The following is a 21,322-nucleotide window of genomic DNA, read 5'->3' on the forward strand; positions in this document are numbered from 1 at the left end:
CCTGTTTTGGTCGCATTTGACGTCTCCGTACGGCGGCACGCCTACGCGAATATCGCCAGTACCGCGATCAGCACCACCCAGACCACGGCGCTGCGGGTCATCAGGCCAGCCAGGGCAGTGACCTCCCCGGCGGCCTGGCGGGACGCTGAAGTGTCGGCGGCAGAGCCAGCCGCCGCACTGCCCACCACCAGCAGCAGGCTCTGGCTGTCGGCCCAGGGATCGAGCAGCGCCGCGACCAGCTCATCGCGGCTGCGGACAAAATCCCCCGCCAGGGTAAAGGTGACCAGCAACAGGCGTGCTGGCAGCCAGTCCAGCAGAAACAGTATGCTTGCCGCTGGCCCCTCGTCCCCCTCCGCTTCGCGGTACTGTTGCAGCAGGCGATAGCCCAGGGCCGCCGCCGGCCCCAGCAGCACAAACCAGAAAACCACCGCGAACCAGCGCTGGAAGCCGTCGTAATAGAGACTGGCCTGCAGTTGCTGGTGCAGTTGGTCGGGCTCCAGGCCGGGGTCGACCTCAAGCGGATCGCCCGCATGCAGTTCCTCGCGCAGATACAGCCAGGCGCCCTCACGGTTGTCGCGTTCGCAGTAATCGCGGTAGCGGGCAATACGGGCATGGAAGTCGCCGCGGCCAAAGGCATACAGCAGCACCAGTGCGGCAGCGATAATCCAGGGCAGGCCAAACAGCAGCGGCCGCAGCAGATCCAGCACCAGCAGCGCCAGCAGCAGCGGCAGGCCGACCGTCAGTACCATCTGCACCCAGGGCAGCAGACCGAGCCCGCAGGCCCGCTGCCGCCATTCAAGCCACCAGCTGTCGCGGTGCAGCCAGACTTCCGCGCCCCACAACTGGCGCAGGGCCAGGGCGATCATAAATGCGAGAAAATTCATGCCTGCTCTCCTGCAACTGCCAGGCTGGCGCGGTAGCGCGGCCAGTCAAAGGCGGGGCCGGGATCCGTCTTGCGGCCCGGGGCAATGTCCGCATGCCCCGCCAGCTGCTCCCGGTCGAGTGTGGGGTAGTGCGCCAGCAGGGCCCGGGTCAGTGCCGCCAGGGTCCGGTACTGCGCATCGGTGTAGGGCAATTCATCGCTGCCCTCCAATTCTATGCCGATACTGAAATCATTGCAGTTGTCGCGACCCCGCCAGCAGGACCGGCCCGCATGCCAGGCGCGATCGTCCACCGCCACGAACTGCACCAGTTCACCGCAGCGGCGCAGCAGGAAGTGCGCCGATACCTGCAGGCCGCGGATTTCCTCAAAGTAGGGGTGCGCGCTCCAGTCCAGGCAGTTGCAGAACAGACGCTCCACTTCGTCGCCGCCAAAACAGCCCGGCGGCAGGGAAATATTGTGGATCACGATCAGTTCCGGCTCGACCCCCGCTGGCCGCGGCCCGCAGTTGGGAGAAGCCACGCGCCGCGCCTGCTGTACCCAGCCCTTGTCCAGTGTGTAGTGCATGCCCTGCCCGCCCCGTTTCGGCCATCATAGACGAGCCCCGCCGGGGGCTCAACGCGGACCGATACTGCTGCTACAATTCCGCCCCGCACTCTGCCGCAACCATCAGGATACCTACAGCCATGCCCGCGCTCACCGACACCGACATCCAGGACAATGCGCGCGCCGCGCTGGCGGAGGACATCGGCAGCGGCGACATCACCGCCGCCCTGATTCCCGAGGCTACCCACGCCAGCGCCCGGGTAATCACCCGCGAGGACGGCATCCTCTGCGGCCGCGCCTGGGTGGACGCGGTTTTTCACCAGGTGGACCCGGCCGTGACCCTGGAGTGGAGCGCCGAGGACGGAGCGCACGTTCTGGCCGGCAGCACCCTGTTTACCGCCCGCGGCTCCGCCCGCTCGCTGCTCACCGCCGAGCGCGCCGCCCTCAATTTTCTGCAGTTGTTATCGGGCACCGCCACCCGCTGCAGCCACTACGCCGCCATGGTCGCGGGCACCGGCGTGCGCCTGCTGGACACCCGCAAGACCATACCCGGCCTGCGCAGGGCGCAGAAATATGCGGTGCGCTGCGGCGGCTGCTACAACCACCGCATGGGCCTGTATGACGCCTTCCTGATCAAGGAGAATCACATCAGCGCCTGCGGCGGGATTGCCGCCGCGGTCAGCCAGGCTCGAGCGCAGGCCCCGGACAAACCGGTTGAAGTCGAAGTGGAAAATCTGGAGGAACTGCAGCAGGCAGTGACTGCGGGTGCCGACCGGGTGATGCTGGACAACTTCAGCCTTGAGGACATGCGCCAGGCGGTGGCGCTGGTAGCGGGGCGCCTGGAACTGGAAGCCTCCGGCAACATCACCAGCGACAACCTGCGGGCTGTCGCGGAAACCGGCGTCGACTATATCTCGATTGGTGCGCTCACCAAGAACAGCAAGGCCCTGGACCTGTCCCTGCGCCTGCTGGACTGAATCTGGTTACGGCAGCACGCGCGGGCTGACAATCACGCCATTGTTGTCGGCGTAGAGGAAGTCTCCCGGGGCGATGCGGGCGCCACCGATCTGGAGCACGATATCGCGCTGGCCCTCGCCGCGCTTTTCGGTCTTCAGCGGTGTCGCGCCCAGAGCCTTGACCCCCAGAGCGGTCGCGGCAATCTCGTCCACATCGCGCACCGCGCCGTTGATCACCAGCCCGGCCCAGCCATTGCGCGCAGCCTCCTCCGCCAGCATGTCACCCAGCAAGGCGCGGCGCAGGGAGCCACCGCCGTCGACCACGATCACCCTGCCCGCACCGGGCTCGCTCACACACTGCTTGACCAGCGAGTTGTCCTCGTGGCACTTGATGGTGACGACCTGGCCGGAGAACCGCGGGTGGGCGCCGAAGTTGCGAAACTGCAGCTCGATGACCGCTGCGTCAGGCGCGGCATCGGTCAGATCAGGTGTGGAAATTAGAAGCATCACTGGTGTCCCAAAAGGCGTGGCGGGTAGGATGTGGGAGCCCACTTCGCGGGCGACAGGCTTGATCGCGCACGGAGTGCGCTCCTACAGCCAGTCGACCGGATAGGTGTTCAGGGTCCCCGCTGCGGTAGCGATGGCACCGGCGTGCGCGGTGCAGCGCGGCAGGATCTGCTCGGCATAGAAGCGCGCGGTGGCAATCTTGCGCGGATAGAAATCATTGTCCGCGTCCGCCGCCAGACGGGTACTGGCCAGTAGTGCCGAACGCGCCAGCTGCCAGCCGCCGAACAGGTAGCCGCACTGCATCAGGTAGTCGAAGGAGGCGCCAAGGGCCACGGCAGGGTCCGCCGCCAGTGCCTCCAGCACCTGCCCTGTCGCCTCTTCGGTGTCTGCCAGGGCGCGCTCCAGGGCGGCGCCAATCTGCTGCAGATCACCGGCCTCGTGCTGCTTCAGCTCGGCCACGGTATTCGCCACCTGCGCCAGCGCATCGTGCATGGCTCCACCCTGGTCGCGACCCAGCTTGCGACTGACCAGATCCGCCGCCTGGATACCGTTGGTACCCTCGTAAATCGAGGTGATGCGTACATCACGCAGGTACTGGGCGGCGCCGGTCTCCTCAATATAGCCCATGCCACCATGGACCTGTAAGCCCAGGGACGTCAGCTCCTGACCCACCTCCGTCAACCAACCCTTGATCACCGGGATCATCAGGTCGATGCGGAACTGCTGCCGCGCCCGGTCGTCCTCGGGCCCGCGGTGGGCCAGGTCCATGGTCACCGCCTCGGTATAGACAAAAGCGCGCATGGCCTCGATCAATGACTTCATGGTCAGCAGCATGCGCCGCACGTCCGGGTGCTCGATGATGGCGACGCCGCCCTGGACTCGCTCGCGGGCATAGGCCACGGCTTTCTGATAGGCCCCCTCGGCGGCGCCCAGGCCCTGCACGCCGACCTTGAGGCGGGCCTCGTTCATCATGGTGAACATGCAGGCTAGACCGCGGTTCTCCTCCCCGACCAGGTAACCGATGGCGCCGTCACCGTCACCGAAGGCCATCACGCAGGTGGGGCTGCCGTGGATACCGAGCTTGTGCTCGGTCGACACCGGGTAGACATCGTTGCGCTCACCCAGGCTGCCATCGGCATTGACCAGGAACTTGGGCACCAGGAACAGGGAGATGCCGCGGCTGCCCTCCGGGGCATCGGGCAGCTTGGCCAGCACCAGGTGGATAATGTTGTCGGTGGCGTCGTGGTCGCCCCAGGTGATGTAGATTTTCTGGCCGTGGATGCGGTAGTGATCGTCCTCGGGGATGGCGCGGGTTTTCATCACCCCGAGGTCGGATCCGGCGCCGGACTCGGTCAGATTCATGGTGCCGGCCCACTCGCCCGAGTGCATCTTCGGCAGGTACAGCTGCTTCTGCTCCTCGGTGCCGTGGGCATGAATGGCCAGCGCGGCTCCACTGCTGAGCATGGGCGCGAGGCCAAAGGCCAGGTTGGCACTGTTCCACATTTCACAGGCGGCGGTGGCGTAGAGTTCCGGCAGACCCTGGCCGTCGTATTCGGGATCGGAGGAAATACCCATCCAGCCGCCGGCGCCCAGCTGCCGCAGGGCATCACCGTAACCGGGAGTGAGGGTGATGGCACCATCCGCGCAGGTCGCGGGCTGCTGGTCCCCTGTCCGGCGCAGGGGCGCAAGGACTCCGCCGGCAAATTTCGCGCCTTCATCAAGCAGCGCGGACGTGAGCTCCGGACCCAGGCCCAGCTCGGCAAACGCCGGCAGCGCACCCAGGGTACCTCCCACATCCAGCAGTTCCTCGATCAGGAAGCTCATGTCTTCTATAGGGGCGCGGTAGTGGCTCATGGCTGGCAGGTTCCTTCTGTTGCTGCATCTGGTCTGGTAAAAGGGCACATTATAACGGCTGCGGGACCCAAACTGCGGAAACCCACGCCGTGGGCAATCACTCTGTGGGAGCCCACTCCGTGGGCGATCGCTCGCTGAGCGAGCTCCCACACATCAACCACAAGCCAACAGCGTCATCGGACCCGTCTTGGCAATTCTAGCCACCCGCGTATAATTTGCCCAATCTATTGCCTTCATCCTCGCCATTTACCCCATGAATAGGCCTTGCCCGTGCAATTGAACCGCATCGACCTCAACCTGCTGGTCTACCTCGACGCCCTGCTGCGGGAGCGCAACGTCACCCAGGCCGCGCAGCAGTTGAACCTGTCCCAGCCCGCCATGAGCAACGGCCTGCGCCGGTTGCGTACCCTGTTCGACGACCCCCTGTTGGTGCGCACCTCCGACGGCATGACGCCCACCGAACGCGCCCTGGAACTGGAACCGCTGGTGCGGGACGTGCTGATGAATATCGAGCAGGCGGTGCAGCCACGCACCGCTTTCGAGCCGGAACAGGCATCGCGGGTGTTCCGCATCATGGCCAGCGACTACGCCGAGTCCACCCTGTTGCCGGCGGTACTGGGCAAGCTGCGGGTACTGGCCCCGGGCCTGACCCTGGATATCATGACCCCCTCGGATGTCAGCTTCCTCGATGTCGAGCGCGGCAAGGTGGACATGGTGATCAACCGGTTCGATTCCATGCCCCAGTCCTTCCACCAGATCCACCTCTGGAACGACAGCTTTTCCTGTCTGTTGAGCCCGGAAAATCCGGTGCTGGAGGACTTCACCCTGGACAACTACCTGCAGGCCAAGCATATCTGGGTGAGCAAGACCGGCATGGGTGTCGGTGTCGGCGTGGATCCGGACGATGTCCAGCGTCTCGGCTGGGTGGACGCGGCACTGGCGAAGATCGGCAAGAAACGGCAGATCCGCGTGTTCACCCGCCACTACCAGGCCGCCATGACCCTGGCAGAGCAAAACGACCTGATCGTCACCCTGCCCACCCGCGCTGCCCTGCTCAAGCGCAACAACCCGCGGGTCGTGCTGCGGGAGCCGCCGCTGGCGATCCCGCCGCTGCAGCTGAAAATGGCCTGGAGCCCGCTGCTGCAACACAATCCCGCCAACCGCTGGTTGCGCAAGCTGATTGCGGATACTGCCCGGGAGCTGGACAACCAGCCGCCGTTGCCGTAAAGAATCCGCATTCAGAGAATAAATGGTCGCGATAAAAACGATAAATTGGCTAAATCTTGCGCCCAGCCCGTAGACTACTATTTTGGATTGCGGGGTTGCATCTGTTGGCCCCGGCCAGAACATGAGGACAGACCATGACCGACCGCACTACCGAAGGCCGCCTGGGCATCGCCACCGAATTGCACACCCTGCTGGAACAGGACATCGCCCCCGGCACCGGCGTCTCGCCAGCACAGTTCTGGGCCGGCCTGGATACCATTGTGCACGACCTCGGCCCCCGCAACCGGGAGCTGCTGGCCCGACGCGAGACCATCCAGCGGCAGATAGACGACTGGCACCGCGCCCACCCCGGCCCCGACTACGACCGCGTCGCCTACAAGGCCTTTTTGCAGGAGATAGACTACCTGCTGCCGGAGCCGGCCGATTTCAACATCAGCACGGAAAACGTGGATGAGGAGATCGCGACCCTCGCCGGCCCCCAGTTGGTGGTGCCGGTCATGAATGCGCGCTATGCCCTGAACGCGGCCAACGCGCGCTGGGGCAGCCTCTACGACGCCCTCTACGGCACCGACGTGATCCCCGAGGACGGCGGCGCCGAGCGCGCCGGCGGCTACAACCCCGTACGCGGTGCGAAGGTCATAGCCTGGGCGCGGGACTTCCTCAATCGCCACTGCCCCCTGTCCACCGGCGACCACAACCAGGCAAAGGCCTACACAGTAGTCAATGGCTGCCTGCAGGTCGTGCTCGATGAGGGCCAGATTACCGCCCTGGCGGACCCGAGCCAGTTCCGCGGCTACAGTGGCGAGCGCAACGCGCCCAGCAATATCCTGCTGCGCCACAACGGCCTGCACATCGACATCCAGATCGACCCCCTGAGCGACATCGGCGCCAGCGACGCCGCCGGCGTCAAGGATGTGGTGCTGGAGGCGGCCCTGACCACCATCCAGGACTGCGAGGACTCCATCGCCGCCGTGGATGCCGCCGACAAGGTGGTGGTCTACCGCAACTGGCTGGGGCTGATGCGCGGCGATCTCGAGGACTCCTTCCGCAAGGGCAGCGACACCCTCACCCGGCGCCTGAATCCCGACCGGGTCTTCACCGGCGCCGACGGTGGCGAGCTGGTGCTGCCCGGCCGGAGCCTGATGTTCGTGCGCAATGTCGGCCACCTGATGAGCAACGACGCGATTCTCGACGGCGATGGCAACGAGATTCCCGAAGGCATCATGGACGGCATGTTCACCACCATGATCGCCCTGCACGACCTGCGCGGCACCGGCCCCCTGCACAATTCCCGCCGCGGCAGCGTGTATATCGTCAAGCCGAAAATGCACGGCCCGGAGGAAGTGAGCTTCACCTGCGAACTGTTCGACCGCATCGAGGACGCCCTGGGACTGGCGCGCAATACCATCAAGCTGGGCATCATGGACGAAGAGCGGCGCACCACGGTCAACCTCAAGGCCTGCATCGAGCGGGCCCGGGAGCGGGTGGCGTTCATCAATACCGGCTTCCTCGACCGCACCGGCGACGAGATCCACACCAGCATGGAAGCCGGCGCCATGACTCCCAAAGGCGCCATGAAGCAGGAACCCTGGATCAATGCCTACGAGGACTGGAACGTCGACATCGGCCTAGCCTGCGGCCTGCAGGGCCGGGCCCAGATCGGCAAGGGCATGTGGGCGATGCCGGACCTGATGGCAGACATGCTCGCCGCCAAGAGCGGCCACCCCCGCGCCGGTGCCAGCACTGCCTGGGTACCGTCGCCGACAGCCGCAACCCTGCACGCCACCCACTACCACGAGATCAACGTGGCGGCGCGACAGGAACAATTGAAGTCGCGGCCGCGAGCCTCGCTGGACGACATCCTCAGTATTCCTTTGAAGGGCGCACAAGGTTTGAGCGCCGACGACATCCAGCGCGAACTGGACAACAACGCCCAGGGTATCCTCGGCTACGTGGTGCGCTGGGTCGAACAGGGCGTAGGTTGCTCCAAGGTGCCGGACATCAACGATGTCGGCCTGATGGAGGACCGCGCCACCCTGCGCATCTCCAGCCAGCACATCGCCAACTGGCTGCACCACGGCGTGTGCAGCGAAGCGCAGGTGATGGAAACCCTGGAACGGATGGCGGCGGTGGTGGACCAGCAGAATGCCGGCGACCCGGCCTACCGCAACATGGCGCCGGACTTCAGCGACAGCGTCGCCTTCCAGGCCGCGCTGGACCTGGTGCTGAAAGGGCGCGAACAGCCCAGCGGCTACACCGAGCCGGTGCTGCACGCCCGACGGCGGGAGGCGAAGGCGAAATACGGTTGCTAGGCCAACGCCGCACCCTGTCCTGTAGGAGCCCGCTGGCCCAGGCCACCCTCTCTGGCCGCTGCGCGGCCATTCACCTCGTCCGCGGGCGATCAATCCGCTCCGCCGGCAACAAGCGAATCGCGCACAGAGTGCGCTCCTACAGCGGCTTGCGCTCCAGCGCCGCCATCGGCTCGACGTACTCGTGGCCCAGCGCCTCGGCAACCGCCGGATGCGTCACCATCCCGGCATGGACATTGAGACCATGGCGCAGGTGCGGGTCAGCTTCCAGCGCAACACTCACGCCGTCCCGAGCCAGTTTCACCGCGTAGGGCAAGGTGGCATTGGTCAGGGCGATGGTGGAAGTGCGCGCCACGCCGCCGGGCATGTTGGCCACGCAGTAATGCACCACGCCGTCGACCACGTAGGTGGGGTCCTGGTGGGTGGTGGCCCTGCTGGTCTCGAAGCAGCCGCCCTGGTCGATGGCGACATCCACCATCACCGCGCCCTTCTTCATGCGCCCCACCAGCTCGCGGGAAATCAGCTTCGGCGCCGAGGCGCCGGGGATCAACACCGCGCCGACCACCAGATCCGCCTCCAGCGCGTAGCGCTCGACAGCTTCCTTGGTCGAATACACGGTTTTCAGGCGGCCGCCGAAGACCATGTCCAGTTCCTTCAGGCGGCCGAGATCCCGGTCCAGCAGGGTCACGTCCGCGCCCATGCCCATGGCCATGCGGGCGGCGTTGATGCCGACCACGCCGCCGCCAATCACCAGCACCTTGGCCGGCTCCACCCCGGGCACTCCGCCGAGCAGGACACCGTTGCCACCCTGGGCTTTTTCCAGATTGTGAGCACCGGCCTGAATCGCCATGCGGCCGGCAACTTCACTCATCGGCGCCAGCAGCGGCAGGCCGTGACCCGCCGAGGTGACCGTTTCGTAGGCAATACAGGTCGCGCCGGAAGCCAGCAGGGCACGGGCCTGCTCCGGGTCCGGCGCCAGATGCAAATAGGTGAACAGGATCTGCCCCGGGCGCAGCAGCTTGCACTCCGCCGGCTGGGGCTCCTTGACCTTGATGATCATCTCCGCACGGGCGAATATCTCCTCCGGGCTGGCGACAATCTCCGCGCCGGCGTCCAGGTACTGGGCGTCGTCAAAGCCGATGGGCTCACCGCCGTCCTGCTGCACCAGCACCTGGTGCCCATCGTGCACCAGCTCGCGCACCCCGGCCGGGGTGAGGCCGATGCGATATTCGTGATTCTTTATTTCCTTTGGAACGCCGATCAACATGACTGTGCTCCCCGAGAGCGGTTAGTGATATCGCGCATCCTAGACGGGAATCTCGAACTTTTCCTCTGTATATTTACCCAAAGAACAGTGTTTTCAGCTTTATATAACGAGAAATTCAGTGCAAACAACCATCATAGAAGCGTAATATGCAGCCGCAACGCCGCGATATAACCAAACTGACGGTGGAATACCATGGAACGCAAGCTGCATACACTCAATCGCACCGATCGCCGGCTGCTGCGCCTGCTGCAGCAGGACGCGCGTACAAGCTACGCGGAACTGGCGCGGCAGGTAGGCCTCAGTACCACCCCCTGCAAGGAGCGGATCAAACGACTGGAACGGGAGGACGTGATCCGCGGCTACCAGGCGATTCTCAACCCGGATTTTCTCGATGCCGGGCTGGTGGTATTCGTGCAGATTCGCCTGAGCCGCACCTCCCAGGACATCTTCGAGGAATTCAAGCAGAGCGCCTTTGAGTTGCCCGAGGTGCAGGAGTGCTACCTGGTGTCGGGCAATTTCGACTACCTGATCAAGGCCCGGGTGGCGGACATGAATGCCTACCGCGCTTTTCTGGGGGAGACCCTGCTGACCCTGCCCGGTGTGCAGGAATCGACCAGCTATGTGGTGATGGAACAGGTCAAGGAAACGCTGGCGCTGCATATTCCGTAGCCCCGGGTGTTCCGCGCCGCCTCACTCACTCGTGATCAGCATCCTTGTACTGCAGGTTCGTGAGCTGCTCGGACAGCAGGCCGATGAGGAATACGATCATGCCCGCGAGCACCAGCAGCGTGCTCATGTTGCTGAAACGCCAGGAGCCGCTGGTGAGCGCAGCACCCAGGTAGTTGACAACCCCGAGCCCTGCCATCAGTACCGATACCGGAAAGTACACCTTGAGCGGCGAGTACAGAGTGCCGATCTTGAAGATGATCAGAAAGAACCGCACCCCGTCCCGGAGCACATTGATGTGACTCTTGCCGAGCCGCCGGCTGACTTCAATCGGCACAAATCCCACCGAATAACCCGCACGAAAAAACGCCATGGTCGAGGTCGTGGGATAGCTGAAGCCATTCGGCAGCAGGTACAGGAAGCCGAGGAATTTGCGCCGGTTGACGGCGCGGAAACCGGAGGTGAGATCATCAATGCGCCGGTTGACCATCCAGCTGGCGAGCCGATTGTAGAACGCATTGGCGCTCCAGCGGGCAATACTGGCCTGCATTTCCCGACCGCTGCGGGCACCCACTGCGAGGTCGTAGCCTTCTTCCAGCATCGCCACCAGGCGTTCAACATCCTCGGGACTGTGCTGGCCGTCGCCATCCATGAAGACGACATACTCGCTCTCCGCAGCCAGAGCGCCGGCCTTGATGGCGGCCCCGTTGCCCTTGGAATAGGGCTGCACCAGCACCTCGACCCCGGCGGACTCACAGAGCCGGCGGGTACCGTCGGTGGAGCCATCGTCCACCACCAGGATCTGCTGGTCGGGGTACAACTCCCGCAGCCGCGGCAACAGCTCGCCCAGACCCTGCTCTTCGTTCTTCGCCGGGATGACGATGGAAAACGACATTTCACTCCGCACGGTATTCCCTTGTCCTGCGCCTGCAACCCAGACCGCAGCCCGACTATAGAGCAATTCGGCAATGCCTGTGAACCGCGGATACTTGTGGAAGCCGACTCAGGACCCATCGCCCACACGCAGAACACAAAATGATTACAGGTAGATCTTCAGATTGGTTACATCAGCCGCGGACAATCTGTTCGCCCGCTCCAGGTCAAGCAGCCGACTCATCAGCTCATCCGCCCGCTCGGCCTCGCCCAGCACGGTGGCAAAGTGCAGGCTCATGAGCAACAGCTGTGTATTGTCAGTTGCCTGCTGCAGGCCAAGATCTGCATAGTCCGAGCCGTCCTGCATTCGCTCCAGCGCATTCATCAACACTGCCAGCGATGTATAGACACCAACCGAGGCCCTGCCCGACTCAGGCTCTGACAGATAGATTGCTGCGAAGCGATCGGCAAGCGCTTGCCACTCAAACTGCGGACACTCGCCTGCGCTTTGTAAACCGACAATCACCTCCAGGGTGTTGGTATCGCCGATGGGCCGCTCGGGATGCGCCCGACCCAGGCTCGCCAGCTCCGCCCGCGGCAATGGCACCTGTGCCATGCAAGCCAGGGCAATGTTGCGCAGGCGGAAGTCCCCCTCCCGCTCCAGCCGCGCCGCCTTCTGCGTTTGGCTGGCATGAAAACCCGTGCGGGAGAACTCCAGCGCTGCCTCGAAACCCCCCAGCTGCGCCATACGAGTCGCCATGTCAGTATTGGCGCGCACCGATTGCGGGTGGCCCTGCAGATGGTGCAGAGCCAACAGTGTCGGGCTGGACCAGATCTGCACCTGCGACACGGTCTTCAAGGCCAGCAACAACAGGGGCACCGCACCCCAGGCCAACAGCGGTGCCGAGAGCGGCGGCCAGCGGCGCCCGACTTCACCCACCAGCACCGCCGGCAGCAGGGCCAGGGCAACTGCCGGCAGGTAATTCCGGTGCTCAAAATACAGCTCCAATGCAAAGAAGCTGGACTCCATGCTGTGGGCGCCGAGGAAGAACAGCACCAGCCCCAGCAGCGGCCAGGCCCAGGCCAGTCCGCTCAAGGCTGCGAACGCGAATGCCGGCAACAGCAGCAGCCAGGAGGCCAACGCCAACGCAGTTGCCGGCTCCAGCAGTGATGTGGAGACACGAACGTCATCGTGGAACACACCCATCCGCGCGAGATCCGGCCAATAGAACTGGAAGACATAGTCCCAGAGTATTCCGGGCTGGGTCAGCAGGCGCTCCTGCAGGGTGAAACTGCGAGCGTCATAGCCACGCTGCACACTGTCGAACTTAATTAGGAAGTACGCTACAACCGCCAGCAGCCCAAGGCCGATTAGCGCCCAGGAACCGGACCGCAGCAGTGGTTGCACGCGCCCGTCAGCAAGCCTGCCACGCAGGAACGCCGCCTCCACCACCACGATCAGCGGCAGCGCCAGCAAGCCGTTTTCCTTGGCGAAAGGCGCCAGACCGAGACTCGCTGCACACAGCGCCCACCAGCCCCAGGCGGTCCGACTGACGCCCAGAACCGCGCGCCCCTTGAGGTAAAAGACCAGGGCCAGAAGCACAAAAAACGCAGCCAGCATGGCCATGCGCTGCACCGGGTACAGCACCGTGCTGGTCTGCTGCGGCGCCAGCAGCCACAGGGTCGTGGCCAGCAGGCCCAGCCAGGCGCCGTGGCGATAGCGCTGGCTCTGGCACAGCAGGTAGGCAAACCAGTAGACCAGTGCGCCGGTGAGCACATGCAGCAGGATCGAATGCCGCTTGAGGGTGGCCGCGCTGCCGTCAACGAAGGCATGTTCCAGGGCAAAGGTGAACATGGACACCCAGCGCCCCAGTCCCCCCGAATGGTCCCCAAATACGTAGTCCCAGAACCACTGCGGATGGGCCGCCAGCGCTTGCAGGCGCAGCAGACTGCTGCGGTCGTCGAGGATGAAACCGCCCAGCTGCCCCGGCCAGTACACCCACAGTGTAAACCCCAGGATGGCCACCAGCAGCAGACAGGGCCACACGGACCGGGCGATGCTCGCCACCAAACCGGACTCCTCCCTGCCCCGCATCAGTCAGACACCAGCTTGCGCAGCCGCGACAGCTGCCGACGCTCCTTGTCGAGCGCCTGGATACGGGCCACCGCGGCATACATGGCGGCGACATCGTTGGCCTCGACACTCGCAGCCAGGCGCAGGTACTGGACCCGAATATTGCCGGGGTATTGCTGTTCGAGCTCCGACAGCACTTGCTCTGGCTCCAGCCCGTCTACCCCGCAGCGCGCAATGTGATAGCGCGCGGCATCCCAGTCCAGTGAATGGGTACCCGCCGCACGCAGCGCCTCCACTAGGGCCAGCGCCCGGGCAGCGCCCGGTCCGCAGTCCTGTAACTGGTGGTCGATAACCGCATTCAAACCATTCACCTCTGATGCCGACAACACCGGCTTGCCAGCCCGCGCCTGAATGGCATCCAGAGCGGTCCCCTGCTCCGGGTTGCCCGGAAACCAGCGCGCATCCAGAAGGTAAAGCGCAGCGTAGGCCACCAGAGATTCGGGCTGCAACGCGGCCATGCGCTGCAACGCTGCACGCGCCGCCAACAGGTCGTCAAGTTCTGCCTGGCCCTCCCGGGCCAGTGTCTCCTGATGTCGCTTGGTCAAGGCCCGGGACAGGAAATACTGCCCGCGCGGGGAATCCGGATGGTGGCGGGCATTGGACTGCGCCAGCCGCAGCTCGTCACCCCAAGTATAGGTGCGCAGCCCCAGCAGGAGCACCAGCGGTAGGCCAATAGCCAACAGCAACAAGCGCGGATCACGCGCGGACAGGCGGCGGGCCAGCGCGCCCAGCGCCCCTGCCACAACGATGGCCAGGCCCACAGACGGCAGATAATTGCGGTGCTCAAATACCATTTCCAGGGCCAGCACACTGGATTCCATGCTCTGCCCAATGAGGAAAAACAGCAGGCCGAACAGCAACCACGGGCAGGCACGGGCAGCGCGGAGGGCGGCCGCCAGCACCAGCACCCAGGCGACAGCGGCGAGCGCGGTGGTGCCGGGCGCAAACCAGCCGGTCGACACCGGGATATCATCATGCAGGAAACCCAGTTGTCCCGGCAGCGGCAACACAAACCAGCCCACGTAGTGCCACAGCACACGCACCTGGGTCAGCAGCCTCTCGCTGAAACTGAAGTCCCGCTGCCCATAGCCCGCCAGGAAGTACTCCGGCGCCCCCAGCAACAAGGCCGCCACCAGTACCAGTGGCAGTACCAGAGCCAACAGCGCCAGCCACCGCAGCCATGGCAGCTCCCCACCTGCCCAGCGCCCGCGCAGGAACAGCCACTCGACCAGCGGCAGCAACCATAACAACAGCAGGCCGTTTTCCTTGGACATCACTGCCGCGACGGTGACCAAGCCCAGCCACAGACCCGCAGCCACGAGTTCTGCCACGGATGCGCCCTGCTCAGCCCAGCGGATGCGCCAGCGGGTATACAGGTACAGCCCCAGCAACACGAACAGGGTGGCAAGCTGGGCCATGCGCTGTACCGGATACAACACCGTGGACACATGCAGCGGCGCCAACAGCCACAGGGCTACCGCAAGACCCATGGCGGGAACACCAAGGCGCGAAACCGCCGCCGCAGGCTGCGCCCGCTGCAATTGCAGCAGGAAGCCCAGCAACAGGAGGCCGCAAAGCAGGTGGATGAGCAGGTTGGTGAGCTTGAAAGGAATCGCCGATAGGCTATCCTGCCAGGCTGCGTTCAGGGCCAGGCTGAACATGGCCAGCGGGCGCCCGGTGGGGCCGGCACTACTGCTGAAAATGGCATCGCGCCAGGCACCAGCGCTCGCGAGATCCAGCTGTGAGATGGCGGCGTTGCGGGTGATTGCGGGGCCGTCGTCGAATAGAAAATAATCACCACTCGCCAGCCAATACAAGCATGCCACTGCAAAAAAAACGATGGCCAGGCGGCCTGTTCCCGTTCTCATTCGGAGCCTGGTATCCCTGTTGGCAAGGTGCTTGCGTGCTCGGAGCTTAAAAAAAAACCCGGCGTGAGCCGGGCTTTCTCTACCTCCGACTACAAGTCAGAAGTATAACCTTTCGCTGTATTTAGCCGCGACAGGTGGAGGGGAGATATTTAGCTGGCACGACGGTAGAAATGTCAGTACCTGCACTGGTAGTGCTTCCGCATACCCATTGCACACTTCTGCTGCCAGTTACTGTTACTGGAGACAGGCTGAAGCCGATGCCTGCTCCTGTTAGACCCGGAATGATGTTATCTTTCAGGGTGACAGCAACTATCCCTTCGTCACTGTCGTTATACTTAATGGATGCCACTATTTCGGTATTCGGATTAGTGTTCAGGCCTGCTTGAGCTGCAGTTGGAAATTCGCCTTGCGTCGCATAGAACTCGCTCAATGTGGTCTTCGCTTCAGACAGGTAAGCCATCGGCTCAGACATCTTCGCCCGCACCGTATAATCCTGGTACGCCGGCAGCGCAATTGCGGCCAGAATGCCGACGATCGCGATCACGATCATCAGTTCGATCAGGGTAAAACCCTGTTGGACCTTGTGCATCTTCATGTTTCCTGCTCCTATCCCCAGTGGGGTCTCGTCTATCAGCTCAACTGCCGTGGCAGCGCCTTGCAGTCATGATAAAGCACACTCCGTGCCAACCTCCAACAAGAAGTGCGAAAAAAAATAATTCCCATATTTTTCATGGCATTACAAACAACCAGCTTTATTGCCCCGGCCCCCTGCGGTGACCTCGAACAATCCACACGGGGCATACAGCGACTCAATGTGACAATTTGCGGCAACAGCGCGGGCCGTGTTGACGATCATTGTCCACCTCCAGGGGGCCGGCCTCATCAAAAACCACCAGAAATCCGCATAAAATCATACTTTTACAGCACAAACAGGGTATTAGCATTAAGTCAGTGTGGTTATACTAAGGCCAATTCGTTAACTCGTGCAGACAATAATGCGACGTCAGGGATGCACACCGGATGAATGAGAGAGCCATAGGGCAGCTTAGCGGCCTGGCCGGACGCCTGGTCGTGGAAGGCCTGATCAGTGCCGAGCATGCCAAGGAGGCCCAGCGCGAAGCGGCCTACGAGCGCGTGCCCCTGGTGAAATACCTGGTGGACAGGCTCGACCTGGACAGCCAGCGCATCACCGAAGTGGCCTCGATGGAATTTGGCGTGCCCCTGCTGGATATCAACGCCTTCAATCTCACCAGCCAACCCGTAGGCCTGGTGGATGTCAGCCTGGTGACCAAGCACCACGCCCTGCCGCTGTACCGCCGCGGCAATCGCCTGTTTATCGCCGTATCCGATCCCACCAACCTCGCCGCGCTGGATGAAATCAAGTTCCACACCGGCATTAACACCGACGCGGTACTGGTGGAGGAGCGCGCTCTCAGCAAGGTCATCGCCGCCTGGGTCGAATCCCAGGACAACCTGACCGAGGGCCTGGGAGACCTGGAGTCGGAAGACTTTGAGAACATTGACATCTCCGGCGGCGAGGATCTGGGCAAGGAGGAAAATACCGACAGTGTGGATGAAACGCCGATCGTGCGCTTCATCAACAAGGTGCTGATCGACGCCATCAAGCAGGGCGCCTCGGACATCCACTTCGAGCCCTACGAGAAAAACTACCGGGTGCGCTTTCGCACCGACGGTATCCTGCGGGAGGTGGTGAAGCCACCGAAAAATCTCTCCGCGCGCATGGCCGCGCGCCTGAAGATCATGTCGCAGATGGATATCTCCGAGCGTCGCATCCCCCAGGACGGGCGCATCCAGATGAAGCTGTCGCGCAACCGGGCCATCGACTTCCGGGTCAATACCCTGCCGACGCTGTTCGGGGAAAAAGTCGTGCTGCGTATCCTCGATCCCAGCAGCGCACAGATGGGCATCGACGCGCTGGGCTATGAGGAAGACCAGAAGGACATGTACCTCAATGCCCTGAGCAAGCCCCAGGGCATGATTCTGGTGACCGGTCCCACCGGGTCCGGTAAGACCGTATCGCTGTACACCGGCATCAACCTGCTGAACCAGCCCGAGCGCAACATCTCCACCGCGGAGGACCCGGTGGAAATCAACATGGAGGGTGTCAACCAGGTTCACGTGAACCCCAAGGTCGGGCTGGGCTTTGCCGAGGCCCTGCGCTCCTTCCTGCGCCAGGACCCGGACGTCATCATGGTGGGGGAGATCCGCGACCTGGAGACGGCGGAAATCGCGATCAAGGCCGCCCAGACCGGCCACCTGGTGCTGTCCACCCTGCACACCAACAGTGCGGCGGAAACGGTCACCCGTTTGCTGAACATGGGCGTCCCCTCTTTCAACCTCGCGACCTCGGTAAACCTGATCATCGCCCAGCGCCTGGCGCGACGCCTTTGCAAGGAGTGCAGCGTGCCGGCCGACGATATCCCCAGGGAGGTGTTGCTGGAGCATGGCTTCACCGAGGAGCAATTGGCCACGGCCGACATCCGCAAGGCGGTGGGCTGCGACCACTGTACCGACGGCTACAAGGGCCGGGTGGGTATTTACGAGGTAGTGCGCATTACCCCCAGCATTGCCCAGACGATCCTGGCCCAGGGCAACGCCATGGAGATTCACAAGCAGGCTCGCGATGAAGGCTTCCGCGACCTGCACCAGTCGGCACTGCTCAAGGTTGCCAACGGACTTACCAGCCTGGAAGAGATCAACCGGGTAACAACCGACTAGTTCATGGCCGGGCAATAGCAGGGAACGGGCAGCATTATGGCAAGCAAGGCAATGACAAAAGGCGTGGCGAAATACGTGTTCCTGTGGAACGGCGTCGATCGCAACGGCCGCAACGCGCAGGGTGAGGTGGCGGCCCAGAGCTCCGCCATGGCCAAGGCCCAGCTCCGCACCCAGGGCATCAAGCCAAAATCGGTGAAGAAGAAGGCCAAACCGCTATTCAACAGCGGCAAGCCGATCAAGCCCGGGGACATCGCCATTTTCACCCGCCAGCTCGCCACCATGATGAAGGCCGGGGTGCCACTGGTGCAGAGCTTCGACATCGTCGCCGAAGGCCTGGATAAGCCGAAGATGCGCGAGCTGGTGGTCAGCATCAAGAATGACGTCGCCTCCGGCTCGGGCCTGGCGCCCTCTCTGGCCAAGTACCCGCGCCAGTTTGACGACCTGTTCTGCAGCCTGGTGGCCTCGGGCGAGGCCTCCGGTACCCTGGAAACCATGCTCAGCCGCGTCGCCACCTACAAGGAGAAGACCGAGCAGCTCAAGGCCAAGATCAAGAAGGCCATGACCTATCCTACCGCGGTGGTTATCGTCGCCATCATCGTTACCGCCATCCTGCTGATCAAGGTCGTGCCCCAGTTCGCCGAGACCTTCCGCAGTTTCGGCTCGGATCTCCCGGCCTTCACCCTGATGGTCGTGGGGCTGTCCAATTTCATGCAGGAATGGTGGTTCATCATTCTGCTGGGACTGATCGCCATCGGTTATGCGCTCAAGGAGTTCAAGCACCGTTCGGTGGCTTTCTCCGAGTTCCTCGACCGCCTGGCGCTGCGCCTGCCGGTGATCGGCGGCATTGTCCACGACGCGGTGATTGCGCGGTTCTCGCGCACCCTGGCGACCACCTTCGCCGCCGGGGTACCGTTGGTGGATGCGCTCAACTCCACCGCCGGTGCGGCCGGCAACTCGGTCTACAGCAAGGCAATCATGCAGATCCGCGACGATGTCACCACCGGCACCACGCTGTACCAGGCGATCAAGGCCACCGGCCTGTTCCCCAACATGCTGCTGCAGATGGTGTCCATCGGCGAGGAATCCGGTGCCCTGGATGACATGCTGGACAAGGTCGCCCAGCACTACGAGGAAGCGGTGGACAACGCCGTGGACAGCCTCAGCTCACTGATGGAGCCGATCATCATGTCGATTCTGGGCGTGCTGGTGGGTGGCCTGATGATCGCCATGTACCTGCCGATCTTCATGCTCGGCTCAGTTGTCTGAGGCCGTTGGCGGCGGAGGAGCCAGTTTGCTAGACGTGTTTGCCCAGCACCCCGGGTGGCTGGCGACCTGCCTGCTGCTGTTTGGACTTGTGGTCGGCAGCTTCCTTAACGTGGTCATCTACCGGCTGCCGCTGATGCTGCAGGCCCAGTGGCGCCGGGACTGCTGTGAACTGCTGGAGCAGCCGGCGCCCGCGGATGAACCCGCCCTGAGTCTCGCGGCTCCCAACTCCCATTGCCCGGCCTGCAAGGCTCCGGTTCGTCCCTGGCAGAACATTCCTGTAGTCAGCTACCTGGCCCTGGGCGGAAAATGTGCCAACTGCGGGGTGCGCATCTCCCCGCGCTATCCAGTGGTGGAACTGCTGACCGGCCTGCTCACCCTGTGGCTGGGCCTGCACTACGGTGCCGGCCTGCAACTGCTGGGCGCGGTGTTGCTGACCTGGGCGCTGATTGCCCTGACCCTCATTGACTACGATACCCAGCTGCTGCCCGACGATATCACCCTGCCCCTGCTCTGGCTGGGGCTGGCCTTCAACCTTGGCGGTACCTTCGTGCCGCTCGCGGATGCGGTGCTCGGGGCCATTGCCGGCTACGGCATTCTCTGGAGCGTGTACTGGTTGTTCAGGCTGCTCACCGGCAAGGAGGGCATGGGCTACGGCGATTTCAAGCTGCTCGCCGCCCTCGGCGCCTGGCTCGGCTGGCAGCTGCTGCCCCTGATCATCCTGCTGTCATCCGTGGTCGGAGCGGTAGTGGGTCTGGCGCTGATGGTGATCAGGCGCCGCGGCCGCGACATACCGATTCCCTTCGGCCCCTATCTCGCCGCGGCTGGTTGGCTGGGGCTGGTGTGGGGAGAGCAGATGCTCGCCGCCTGGCTGGGGACAGCAGTCCTGCAGCCCTGAGGCTTTGCGCTGACAATTGGCAGACAACGACGGCTACGCAATGAATCTGATAATTGGCATCACCGGCGGTATCGGCAGCGGCAAGAGCGCCGTCACCGACCGTTTTGCGCAACGGAACATCACCGTGGTCGACGCTGACCAGGCGGCACGGGTAGTGGTGGAGCCGGGGCGCCCCGCCCTGGAGGCCATCGTCGCCCACTTTGGCGGGGACATCCTGCAGGCGAACGGCAGCCTCGACCGCGCCGCGCTGAGGGGTATCGTCTTTGCCGATCCGGCGCAGCGACAGTGGCTGGAGCAGTTGACCCACCCGCTGATCGGCGAGGAGATCCGCACGCAACTGGCGGCCTCACGCTCGCCCTACACCATCCTCAGCTCACCGCTGCTGCTGGAATCCAGCAGCCAGCGCGAACTGGCGGAACTGGTCGTGGTGGTGGATGTGCCAGAGGAGGTCCAGCTTGCCCGCACCATGGACCGGGACGCCAATGACGAAGCCCTGGTGCGGCGTATCATGGCGGCACAGCTGCCGCGCGAGGAGCGGCTGGCGCTGGCGGATATCGTGGTGGACAATAGCGGCCCCCTGGAGGCGCTGGATGACATCGTCGCTGAACTGCACAAGGAGTTTCTGCAGCGGGCGGAGGAGCACCGGCAGTAAGGGGTCGCCCTTGGGTGTCAGTGCCCCCGACAGTTGCCTATATTCATTGCCATACGATGATGTAACCCCTGGTTTTCAGGGTTCGATGTCATGGCCGGCCGCGGTCGCAGGCCTTCACCCCATGCGATCCGGAACCAGCGGAACCGGGCGCAAAGCGAGAGCTGCAGGTACGGCAGGTACAACAGGCCAATCGTGGCGCCAGGCGGTTAACTGACCTCGGCAGGATTGGCGCAGCGATCCGGGGCAGCAGTGAACGGGAGGGAACCTGCCCCTTGTGTTCGAGTTCCCGTGCGCTGGGCGCAGCGCTACCCCCATTGTCTGCCGCAGTCCGTACGATCTCCCGCGTGCGGGGTGGACGAATTTGATGAAACGCGGTCCTTGGGGTTTTGCTGCGGCGTGGCTAAAATACTGTTTATCCATAAGGCGTATCCACTTAGCACCACCAGATACTATATGTTGTGGTTTCTATTTTCGGTTATTTGTCGGTAGGTGACCGGCCCTGTGGCGACGGCTTGCTGTAACAGACGATAGAACAGCAACCTTCTTGATCGCGAAGTTCGTCGGTTAAATCGAAATGTAAATTCATCAAGATAGTAATCCAGATGATACGGCTTCACCGAACCCTGGTGGGTTCCGAGCAGCCACCGTTTCAGTAGTGCAGCCACGCGATGTACGCCGGGCAT

At 63.5% G+C, this 21,322-nt stretch carries 18 protein-coding genes; 8 read left to right on the forward strand and 10 right to left on the reverse strand.

Going from position 1 to position 21,322, the window contains the following annotated elements; translation table 11 throughout:
- Positions 1 to 41: 41 nt before the first annotated feature.
- Positions 42 to 884 carry a regulatory signaling modulator protein AmpE gene (ampE, locus tag RLO07_RS07060; protein WP_462291435.1) on the reverse strand — a complete coding sequence of 281 codons (843 nt, stop codon included), beginning with the start codon at positions 882 to 884 and terminating at the stop codon, positions 42 to 44.
- Positions 881 to 1,447: a 1,6-anhydro-N-acetylmuramyl-L-alanine amidase AmpD gene (ampD, locus tag RLO07_RS07065; RefSeq protein ID WP_462291436.1), complete on the reverse strand. Its 567-nt coding sequence runs from the start codon at positions 1,445 to 1,447 to the stop codon at positions 881 to 883. Before ampD ends, ampE begins: the two co-directional genes overlap by 4 nt.
- A 119-nt stretch (positions 1,448 to 1,566) precedes the next feature.
- Between ampD and nadC the strand changes: the two genes are divergently transcribed.
- Positions 1,567 to 2,403: a carboxylating nicotinate-nucleotide diphosphorylase gene (gene nadC, locus RLO07_RS07070; protein ID WP_462291437.1), complete on the forward strand. Its 837-nt coding sequence runs from the start codon at positions 1,567 to 1,569 to the stop codon at positions 2,401 to 2,403.
- A gap of 6 nt (positions 2,404 to 2,409) precedes the next feature.
- Here the strand turns inward: nadC and rraA are convergent, their stop codons facing one another.
- The gene (gene rraA / locus RLO07_RS07075; RefSeq protein WP_462291438.1) at positions 2,410 to 2,889 is read right to left on the reverse strand and encodes a ribonuclease E activity regulator RraA; all 480 of its coding nucleotides are present in this window, start codon (positions 2,887 to 2,889) and stop codon (positions 2,410 to 2,412) included.
- 84 nt (positions 2,890 to 2,973) lie between these two features.
- Complete coding sequence (locus RLO07_RS07080) at positions 2,974 to 4,743, reverse strand: acyl-CoA dehydrogenase (protein ID WP_462291439.1); 1,770 nt, start codon at positions 4,741 to 4,743, stop codon at positions 2,974 to 2,976.
- Positions 4,744 to 5,013: 270 nt separating this feature from the next.
- On the opposite strand from RLO07_RS07080, the gene RLO07_RS07085 reads away from it, so the two are divergent.
- Together RLO07_RS07085 and RLO07_RS07090 are read left to right on the forward strand one after the other, a co-directional pair.
- Positions 5,014 to 5,970, forward strand: coding sequence for a LysR family transcriptional regulator (locus tag RLO07_RS07085; protein WP_462291440.1), 957 nt, complete (start codon positions 5,014 to 5,016; stop codon positions 5,968 to 5,970).
- Between the two features lie 134 nt (positions 5,971 to 6,104).
- Positions 6,105 to 8,282: a malate synthase G gene (locus RLO07_RS07090; protein WP_462291441.1), complete on the forward strand. Its 2,178-nt coding sequence runs from the start codon at positions 6,105 to 6,107 to the stop codon at positions 8,280 to 8,282.
- Between the two features lie 136 nt (positions 8,283 to 8,418).
- Here the strand turns inward: RLO07_RS07090 and ald are convergent, their stop codons facing one another.
- Entirely contained in the window at positions 8,419 to 9,546 is a 1,128-nt protein-coding gene (gene ald / locus RLO07_RS07095) for an alanine dehydrogenase (protein WP_462291442.1), read from the reverse strand.
- A gap of 192 nt (positions 9,547 to 9,738) precedes the next feature.
- Here ald and RLO07_RS07100 point away from each other — a divergent pair, with 192 nt between their 5' ends.
- The gene (locus RLO07_RS07100) at positions 9,739 to 10,215 is read left to right on the forward strand and encodes an Lrp/AsnC ligand binding domain-containing protein (protein ID WP_462291443.1); all 477 of its coding nucleotides are present in this window, start codon (positions 9,739 to 9,741) and stop codon (positions 10,213 to 10,215) included.
- A 25-nt stretch (positions 10,216 to 10,240) separates the two neighbouring features.
- Here RLO07_RS07100 and RLO07_RS07105 read toward each other — a convergent pair whose 3' ends face one another.
- The 4 genes from RLO07_RS07105 to RLO07_RS07120 form a co-directional block, all read right to left on the reverse strand.
- Complete coding sequence (locus RLO07_RS07105; protein ID WP_462291444.1) at positions 10,241 to 11,107, reverse strand: glycosyltransferase family 2 protein; 867 nt, start codon at positions 11,105 to 11,107, stop codon at positions 10,241 to 10,243.
- A 144-nt stretch (positions 11,108 to 11,251) separates the two neighbouring features.
- Positions 11,252 to 13,153 (reverse strand): hypothetical protein, encoded by a 1,902-nt coding sequence (locus tag RLO07_RS07110; protein ID WP_462291445.1) that lies wholly within the window; start codon positions 13,151 to 13,153, stop codon positions 11,252 to 11,254.
- A gap of 26 nt (positions 13,154 to 13,179) precedes the next feature.
- Entirely contained in the window at positions 13,180 to 15,087 is a 1,908-nt protein-coding gene (locus tag RLO07_RS07115) for a hypothetical protein (RefSeq protein ID WP_462291446.1), read from the reverse strand.
- A 121-nt stretch (positions 15,088 to 15,208) separates the two neighbouring features.
- Positions 15,209 to 15,682, reverse strand: a complete 474-nt coding sequence (locus tag RLO07_RS07120; RefSeq protein WP_462291447.1) for a pilin — start codon at positions 15,680 to 15,682, stop codon at positions 15,209 to 15,211.
- Between the two features lie 425 nt (positions 15,683 to 16,107).
- Here RLO07_RS07120 and pilB point away from each other — a divergent pair, with 425 nt between their 5' ends.
- Genes pilB through coaE form a run of 4 tightly spaced genes read left to right on the forward strand, consistent with a single transcriptional unit; the run spans position 16,108 to position 20,639 of the window.
- On the forward strand, positions 16,108 to 17,826 hold the full coding sequence (gene pilB / locus RLO07_RS07125; RefSeq protein WP_462291448.1) for a type IV-A pilus assembly ATPase PilB: 1,719 nt from the start codon (positions 16,108 to 16,110) through the stop codon (positions 17,824 to 17,826).
- A 36-nt stretch (positions 17,827 to 17,862) separates the two neighbouring features.
- Entirely contained in the window at positions 17,863 to 19,092 is a 1,230-nt protein-coding gene (locus RLO07_RS07130; RefSeq protein ID WP_462291449.1) for a type II secretion system F family protein, read from the forward strand.
- A 25-nt stretch (positions 19,093 to 19,117) separates the two neighbouring features.
- Positions 19,118 to 19,987, forward strand: coding sequence for a prepilin peptidase (locus RLO07_RS07135; RefSeq protein WP_462291450.1), 870 nt, complete (start codon positions 19,118 to 19,120; stop codon positions 19,985 to 19,987).
- A 40-nt stretch (positions 19,988 to 20,027) separates the two neighbouring features.
- Positions 20,028 to 20,639, forward strand: coding sequence for a dephospho-CoA kinase (gene coaE / locus RLO07_RS07140; RefSeq protein ID WP_462291451.1), 612 nt, complete (start codon positions 20,028 to 20,030; stop codon positions 20,637 to 20,639).
- 449 nt (positions 20,640 to 21,088) lie between these two features.
- Here the strand turns inward: coaE and RLO07_RS07145 are convergent.
- On the reverse strand, positions 21,089 to 21,322 hold a 234-nt coding region (locus RLO07_RS07145), incomplete at its 5' end, for a transposase (RefSeq protein ID WP_462291452.1).

The organism is Haliea sp., assembly GCF_040221975.1.
Classification (GTDB): domain Bacteria; phylum Pseudomonadota; class Gammaproteobacteria; order Pseudomonadales; family Halieaceae; genus Haliea.